The sequence below is a fragment of the Caballeronia sp. M23-90 genome (assembly GCF_053574605.1).
This window is the reverse complement of the sequence record NZ_JBSIPA010000692.1, coordinates 1-2,323: the sequence shown is the minus strand read 5'-3', so window position 1 is coordinate 2,323 and position 2,323 is coordinate 1. Positions and strand designations below refer to the sequence as shown.

Sequence of the window (2,323 nt, the reverse complement as noted above, 5' to 3'; positions counted from 1 at the left end):
GTAGCGACCACGACTTCCAGGTTCAGGTCGCCAATCTTCGATGCGAGATCGTCAAGCTTTGCCTTACCAGCCGGCTTCAGGATTGCCTTGTCGAAGTCGAACAGAGCGTCAGCTTGGTACGTAACCTAATGGGCGCGCCCGCAGGAATTGCCCGTCGTCGTGATCCCGGGCGGCGAGCATTTCTTCCATAGAAAGCTGCATGTGCTGAAGAAGATCATCGTCGACGCTTGGCGTTGAGGCTTACGCAGGAACAACCGCTACTTTCTGCTGGATCAACGCGCGGCGCCAGGGCTTTCAAAGGCTTTGCGCCGCGTTCGTTTTTACACTCGCTTTCAAGAATCCCCGGCAAATCAAGCCACTTCCACGGCAAAAGCAACATTGCGCACGCGTATAATGGCGCAGACTTTTGCCCGGCCGACTATTCGGCCGCCGCTTGGCCGCAGCGCATGCAGCACGCGATTCACCGCTCGATTCAACGGTCGCGTTCAGTCCATGTGCCGCTCGAGTATCGAAGCGCGCGGAGGTCGGTCCGAACGAATCTTCGCGCCCTGCGTCGAAGCACAGCGCTCCGCCGGACTGACCCTCCGCCTGTACAACCCGCGAGTCGCGTCTTTTCTCGGACATCCGGAAAACGCCGACTCGCCGATGCCTTTTCTGCCAATCCGAACCTATGCGCTTTTCCCCTTCCGGCTTGCCCTTCGTTGCTCCCTCTTTCGTTCATCGTGCCGTTGCTGCCGCTATCGTCCTGCCGGCGACGCTCGTAGCGGCGAGCGTTTTCGCCCAGGTTCCGCCACCCGATGTAACGGCCCGCTCGTGGGTTCTCGTCGATGCAACCAGCAACCAGGTGCTCGCGTCCGGCAACCCGGATGAACGCTCGGAACCGGCATCGCTGACCAAGCTGATGACCGCGTATCTCGTTTTCGACGCGCTCAAGTCGAAGAAGATCAACATGGACCAGACCGTCATGCCGAGCGAGGCCGTGCGCCGCGTGGGCACGGACGAGTCGCGCATGTTCATCGAGGCTAACAAGCCGGTGACCGTGCACGATCTCGTGTACGGCATGATCATCCAGTCGGGCAACGACGCAGCCATTGCACTGGCTGAGCTGGTGGGCGGAAGCGAAGGCAATTTCGTCACACTGATGAACGCGGCGGCCAAGCAGATTGGTATGAAAAATACCCATTTTGCCGATGTCAACGGCATGCCCGACCCGAATCACTACACCACGGCAGGCGACCTGGCCGTGCTGTCCACGCGCCTGATCCGCGATTTCCCCGAGTACTACGCCATTTTCTCGGTGAAGGATTTCACCTATAACAAGATCAAGCAGCCGAACCGCAACCGCTTGCTGTGGATCGATTCAACGGTGGATGGCCTGAAGACCGGCCACACCAAGGCAGCGGGTTATTGCCTGATCGCGAGCGCGAAGCGTCCGCTGGAAGGCGTGCCTGACGCGAGCCGCCGGCTGGTCGCCGTGATGATGGGCGAGCCGAAAGAGCACAACCGCGTGCAGGACAGCCTGAAGATGCTGAACTACGGCTACACCGCTTATGACGCGGTGCGCCTCTACAAGGCGGGCCAGGTGATCGATTCGCCGCGCGTCTACAAGGGCACGGAAAACGCGCTCAAGGCCGGCGTGGAAACCGATCAGTACATTACCGTTCCGAAGGGCATGGGCGAGAAGGTCAAGCCTACGGTCACGCATAACGACACCATCGTCGCGCCGGTCAAGAAGGGCCAGCAGGTCGGCACCGTCAAGATGATGGCCGACGGCAAGGAAGTCGCCCAATTCCCGCTGGTCGCGCTTCAGGATGTGCCGCAAGCCGGTTTTGTCGGCCGGACGTGGGATTCGCTGCTGATGATGTGGCAGAAGAAGAAATAAGGAAGAAGCAAGCAACATCGGGCAAGTTGGAATCGGCCGATCCGGCTCCATCTATCCCTGCTGTGAGACGCCCGGACAGCCCGGGCGTCCGTTAGATGGAGAACACCATGAGCTCACCCGATATCGACGCCCTGTTCGATTTCCCCTGCGATTTCCCGATCAAGGTGATGGGCGCGACGCATCCGGAATTCCGCGATGCCGTCGTCACCGTGATCCGCGAATTCGACGACCACTTTGACATCGAGCGCATTGAAACGCGTCCGTCGTCGGGCGGTAAATACACCGGTCTGACGCTCACCGTTCGCGCGCAGAGCCGCGCGCATCTTGACGATATCTATCGTGCGCTGACCGGTCACCCAATGGTCAAAGTGGTGCTTTAAGTATCTGCAACGACGGTGCCCCTAGCGGCCCGGGCGTGCGCGCAGGCCCGTCGTTGCAGAA

The 2,323-nt window shown here is 60.1% G+C and carries 2 protein-coding genes and 2 pseudogenes; 3 read left to right on the top strand and 1 reads right to left on the bottom strand.

Going from position 1 to position 2,323, the window contains the following annotated elements; translation table 11 throughout:
- A pseudogene (locus tag ACRXB1_RS34750) lies at window positions 1–125 on the bottom strand (OmpA family protein); the annotation flags it as partial.
- A gap of 4 nt (window positions 126–129) precedes the next feature.
- Between ACRXB1_RS34750 and ACRXB1_RS34745 the strand changes: the two are divergent.
- The 3 genes and pseudogenes from ACRXB1_RS34745 to ACRXB1_RS34735 all read left to right on the top strand — a co-directional run.
- Window positions 130–237 (top strand): annotated as a pseudogene (locus ACRXB1_RS34745) (alpha/beta hydrolase); the annotation flags it as partial.
- A gap of 433 nt (window positions 238–670) precedes the next feature.
- Window positions 671–1,882, top strand: a complete 1,212-nt coding sequence (locus ACRXB1_RS34740; RefSeq protein WP_062168812.1) for a D-alanyl-D-alanine carboxypeptidase family protein — start codon at window positions 671–673, stop codon at window positions 1,880–1,882.
- A 107-nt stretch (window positions 1,883–1,989) separates the two neighbouring features.
- On the top strand, window positions 1,990–2,262 hold the full coding sequence (locus tag ACRXB1_RS34735) for a DUF493 family protein (protein WP_062000655.1): 273 nt from the start codon (window positions 1,990–1,992) through the stop codon (window positions 2,260–2,262).
- The last annotated feature ends 61 nt before the right edge of the window (window positions 2,263–2,323 follow it).

What these genes read in the sequence shown, in the direction of transcription:
- ACRXB1_RS34735 (WP_062000655.1), top strand. Translation starts at nt 1,990, where the DNA reads ATGAGCTCACCCGATATCGACGCCCTGTTCGATTTCCCCTGCGATTTC.
- ACRXB1_RS34740 (WP_062168812.1), top strand. Translation starts at nt 671, where the DNA reads ATGCGCTTTTCCCCTTCCGGCTTGCCCTTCGTTGCTCCCTCTTTCGTT.